Here is a 4330-nt window from a genome sequence, read left to right on the forward strand (position 1 = left end):
CCCCCCGAGGCGCCGCCGCCGCTCCCACCGCCGCTGCCACCACCACCTCCGCCGCCACCGCCCTGGGCCATTGCCAGGGTCGAGGCGCCGGCGAGCGCCAGCGCGGCCACCACCGCGATCGCGGTCTTGTTCCTTCGAAACTGTTCCATGATCTCGCTTCCGCCCGTTCGGGTCTGGTGTCCTGTCCTCACGGGCCAAGTCGAGCCGGGGCCGACAGGTTCCGAGGGCAGGGACGGGCGGGGGCGCCGCGTCACACGGCGCGGCTGTCGGCCTCGACCCGGATGGCGTTGCCGCGCCATTCGAACGACGAGCCGAGAAGGCCGTCGAGCCACAGCGCCGGCAGCATCGCGTCCCGCACGAGGCCGTGAAGCGGATACCACGGCGAGAGATGCCACCCCGCCGCGCGGGCGAGCGCCATCTCGGCGCCGTACCAGGCGAGCCAGAACACCAGCAGCAGCGGCAGCACCGGCGCGCCGAGATGGTGCAGGGCGACCGCGACGGCGAGCCCCGGCAGCACGCCGCCGGTGAGAACCTCGGGCAGGAACCACAGCGGGAAGCAGGCCCGCCGCAGCCGCGCCCAGCGCGACTGCCGGCGCCACACCTCGGTGGCGCGGCGGCGGCCGAGCGGCTGCTCGAAGGGCGCATCGACGAGGCGCACGCGCAGGCCCTGGGCGCGCACCAGCTTGGTCGAGGCGGCGTCCTCGGCGACGTCGCTGCCGAGCGCCCGGATGCCGCCGCCGGCCTCCAGCACGGCGCGCCGCCAGAACAGCGTCTTGCCCTGGGCGAAGCCGAAGCCGAGCGTGTCGGCGGCGTATTGGGCGCGTGCCTGGTAGGTGTTCAGGAAGGCGCACTCCACCTCGGCCCAGAAGCCGTCCGGGCGGCTGCCGACCGGCGGCGCGCAGACCAGGCCGGTGTCGGCCCGCCAGGTGATCAGGAGGCGCTGCAGGTAGTCGCGCGGCATCAGCACGTTGGAGTCGGCGATGGCGACCCAGTCGTGCGCCGCCGCCTGCCAGCCCTTGACGCAGTTGTTCAGCTTCGGATTGCTGCTGACCGTGTCGTTGCCGATCAGCAGGCGGGCCGGCACGCCGGCATGCCGGCGCATCAGATCCTCCACCACCGGGATCACCGGATCGCCCGGCGAGGCGACGCAGAACAGGATCTCGTAGTCCGGGTAGTCGAGCCGGAAGGTGGACTCCAACGTCTCGGCGATGAAGTTCTCGATGCCGCAGACCGGCCGCACGATGGTGACGGGCGGCGTTCCGGGGGCCGGCGCCAGATGGCGCGGGCGAACGCGGCAGCGATACGCCGCGATGGCGACGCTCGCGCCATGAACGAGCACGGTCAGGGCGCAGAAGCCGAGGGCGAGTCCGAGGAGTGTCATATCGGGCGACTACAACGCCGGCATGACGGAGCGATGACGCGAGGGTCGGGTCGCGCCGCGATGCGTCATCGAACCGCAACAGGACTCTGCCAGAACGCCGTCATGATCACCATTCCATACGGGGGCGGAGCGTGACGGAGAACGGATTGCGGCGCTTCCGCGCGCTGTTCATTTCAGACGTGCATCTCGGAACCCGCGGCTGCCAGGCCGACAAGCTTCTCGATTTCCTGCGCTGGCACGAGGCCGACACGGTCTATCTGGTCGGCGACATCGTCGACGGCTGGCATCTGAAGTCGAGCTGGTACTGGCCGCAGGCCCACAACGACGTCGTCCAGAAGCTGCTGCGCAAGGGCCGCAAGGGCGCCCGCATGATCTACGTGCCGGGCAATCACGACGAGTTCCTGCGCGGCTACTACGGCACGCATTTCGGCGGCATCGAGGTGGTCGAGCACGCCATCCACGTGTCGCCCACCGGCAAGCGCTATCTGGTCATCCACGGCGACCTGTTCGATTTCGTGATCTCGCAGGCGCGCTGGCTGGCGCTGCTCGGCGACAAGGCCTACGACCTCGCCATCATGCTCAACCGTCTGCTCAACGGGCTGATGCGCCGGCTCGGCTTCGGCTACTGGTCGTTCTCCAAATGGGCGAAGCTGAAGGTGAAGAACGCCGTCAACTACATCGGCGACTTCGAGAAGACGCTGGCCGCCGAGGCGCAGCACCACGACGTCGACGGCGTCATCTGCGGCCACATCCATCACGCCACGATGCACGACAGCTTCGGCGTCCGCTACATCAATTGCGGCGACTGGGTGGAGAGCTGCACGGCCGTCGCCGAGCATTTCGACGGCCGCTTCGAGATCATCACCTGGACGCAGCGCGAGCAGAGCGTCGAGCCCGAGACCGCGCCCGTCGCGGCCCAGGCGGCGTGAGCCGACCTTTTCGGTCCGCGGCCGACGCGGACGATACGCCGGCGCCAGGCCGGCGCGCTCCCCTCTGCTCTGATCGTGTCGTCCCAACGGAGTGTCCGATGCCCGAGTCGCGTGCGAATGCGTTCGCGGATCCCGACCGCCACGTCATGGAGAAGGCCTATGCCCGCTGGGCGCCGCTCTACGACATGGTGTGCGGGCCGATCTTCGAGAGCGGCCGGCGGGCCGCTGCGGCGGCGGCGCGCCAGGTCGGCGGCCGCATCCTCGAGGTCGGGGTCGGCACCGGCCTGTCCTTCGCCGACTACGACCGCTCGACCCGGGTGGTCGGCATCGACATGTCGGCCCCGATGGTGGCGAAGGCGCAGGAGCGGCTCGCCACCGGAGAATTCCCTCACGTCGAGTCCGTGATGGTGATGGACGCGGCCGATCTCGCCTTCGGCGAGGGCGCGTTCGACTGCGTGGTGGCGCAGTTCGTGATCACGCTGGTGGCCGATCCCGAGCGCGTGCTCGACGAGTGCGCCCGCGTGGTGCGGCCGGGCGGCGAGATCATCCTGGTCAACCATCTCTACTCGGAGAAGGGCCTCTCCGCCGCGATCGAGCGTCTGCTGGCGCGCCCATCGCGAAAGCTCGGGCTGCGGCCGGAGTTTCCGTTCGCCCGGCTCGCCGCCTGGGCGCAGCGCCACGGCGCCGTCGCGCTGGTCGAGCGCCGGCCGATCAAGCCGCTCGGCGTCTACACGCTGGTGCGGTTCCGCCGGCTGCCCGACACCCAGGCCCGCGCCGCAGCCTAGTGGTCGCCACGCGACGGCTCTGCGTGGGGCGACGGGTCGGCCGTCTTGCGGCGGTTCGGGCGCCCGGTATAGGGTCGCGGCCATGACCGCGACCGCTCCTGAATCCTCCGCCGCCCTCCCGCCGTCTCCGACCGTCGCCGACATCGAGGCCGCCGCCGCGCGGCTCGCCGGCGTCGCGGTGCGCACCCCGCTGCTCGCCTCGCCGCTGCTCGATGCGCGCACCGGCGGCCGGGTGTTTCTCAAGCCCGAGACGCTGCAGCGCACCGGCTCCTTCAAGTTCCGCGGCGCCTACAACACCTGCGCCTCGATCCCGCCGGAAAAGCGCGCCGCCGGCGTCGTCGCCTTCTCGTCCGGCAATCACGCGCAGGGCGTCGCCGCCGCCGCGCAACTGCTCGGCATGCCGGCGACGATCGTGATGCCGGCCGACTCGCCCAAGAGCAAGCAGCTGCGCACCGCCGGCTACGGCGCCGAGGTGGTGCTGTACGACCGCGTGCGCGAGGACCGCGAGGCGATCGCCCGCAAGATCGCGACGGAGCGCGGTGCCTTCGTGGTGCCGCCCTACGATCATCCGCTGGTGGTGGCGGGGCAGGGCACGGTCGGCCGCGAGATCATCATCGATCTCGAGCAGCAGGGGCTCCTGCCCGACATCGTGCTGGTCAACGCCTCGGGCGGCGGCCTCACGGCCGGCACCGCCATCGCGGTCAAGGCGAAGGCGCCGAACGCCCAGGTCTACACGTCTGAGCCGGCCGGCTTCGACGACTACGCCCGCTCGCTCGCCAGCGGCAAGCGCGAGCGCAACGCGGCGATGAGCGGCTCGATCTGCGACGCCCTCTTGATGCCGACGCCGGGCGAGTTCACGTTCCCGCTCAATCTGGCGATGGGCGTCGCCGGGGTGGTGGCCACCGACGAGGAGGTCGCCCGCGCCGTCGCCTTCGCGTTCCACGAGCTCAAGCTGGTGGTCGAGCCGGGCGGGGCCGTCGGCCTCGCGGCGCTGCTCGCCGGCAAGGTGGAGGCGCGCGACAAGGTCGTCGTGATCGTCCTGTCGGGCGGCAATGTCGACGCCGACGTGTTCAGCCGGTTGATCGCGAGCTGAGGCGGCCGGCCGCGTCTGGAGTGCTTCGGTTCGGCCGAGCCCAATGCCGTCATCCTCGAGGCGCTCGCGCAGCGAGCCTCGCGTCATGAACGGCCGCAGCGTTCGGGCCGTCGCCCTTCGAGGCCGCGCTCCGCGCGGCACC

4 protein-coding genes are annotated in these 4330 nt (G+C 71.3%); 3 read left to right on the forward strand and 1 reads right to left on the reverse strand.

Annotated features, from left to right (window positions below):
• Positions 1 to 250 precede the first annotated feature (250 nt).
• Positions 251 to 1381 carry a ceramide glucosyltransferase gene (locus CH341_RS28795; protein ID WP_111422631.1) on the reverse strand — a complete coding sequence of 377 codons (1131 nt, stop codon included), beginning with the start codon at positions 1379 to 1381 and terminating at the stop codon, positions 251 to 253.
• A 146-nt stretch (positions 1382 to 1527) separates the two neighbouring features.
• On the opposite strand from CH341_RS28795, the gene CH341_RS28800 reads away from it, so the two are divergent.
• From CH341_RS28800 to CH341_RS28810, 3 genes are all read left to right on the forward strand, one after another.
• Positions 1528 to 2310, forward strand: coding sequence for a UDP-2,3-diacylglucosamine diphosphatase (locus CH341_RS28800; protein ID WP_425376220.1), 783 nt, complete (start codon positions 1528 to 1530; stop codon positions 2308 to 2310).
• Positions 2311 to 2408: 98 nt separating this feature from the next.
• Positions 2409 to 3095 (forward strand): class I SAM-dependent methyltransferase, encoded by a 687-nt coding sequence (locus CH341_RS28805; RefSeq protein ID WP_111422637.1) that lies wholly within the window; start codon positions 2409 to 2411, stop codon positions 3093 to 3095.
• Between the two features lie 82 nt (positions 3096 to 3177).
• On the forward strand, positions 3178 to 4188 hold the full coding sequence (locus tag CH341_RS28810) for a threonine ammonia-lyase (protein ID WP_111422639.1): 1011 nt from the start codon (positions 3178 to 3180) through the stop codon (positions 4186 to 4188).
• Positions 4189 to 4330 lie beyond the last annotated feature (142 nt).

This window comes from Rhodoplanes roseus, from assembly GCF_003258865.1.
GTDB lineage: Bacteria > Pseudomonadota > Alphaproteobacteria > Rhizobiales > Xanthobacteraceae > Rhodoplanes > Rhodoplanes roseus.

Coding starts and splice junctions, on each gene's coding strand:
- CH341_RS28795 (WP_111422631.1), bottom strand. CDS start 1,381: ATGACACTCCTCGGACTCGCCCTCGGCTTCTGCGCCCTGACCGTGCTC.
- CH341_RS28805 (WP_111422637.1), top strand. CDS start 2,409: ATGCCCGAGTCGCGTGCGAATGCGTTCGCGGATCCCGACCGCCACGTC.
- CH341_RS28810 (WP_111422639.1), top strand. CDS start 3,178: ATGACCGCGACCGCTCCTGAATCCTCCGCCGCCCTCCCGCCGTCTCCG.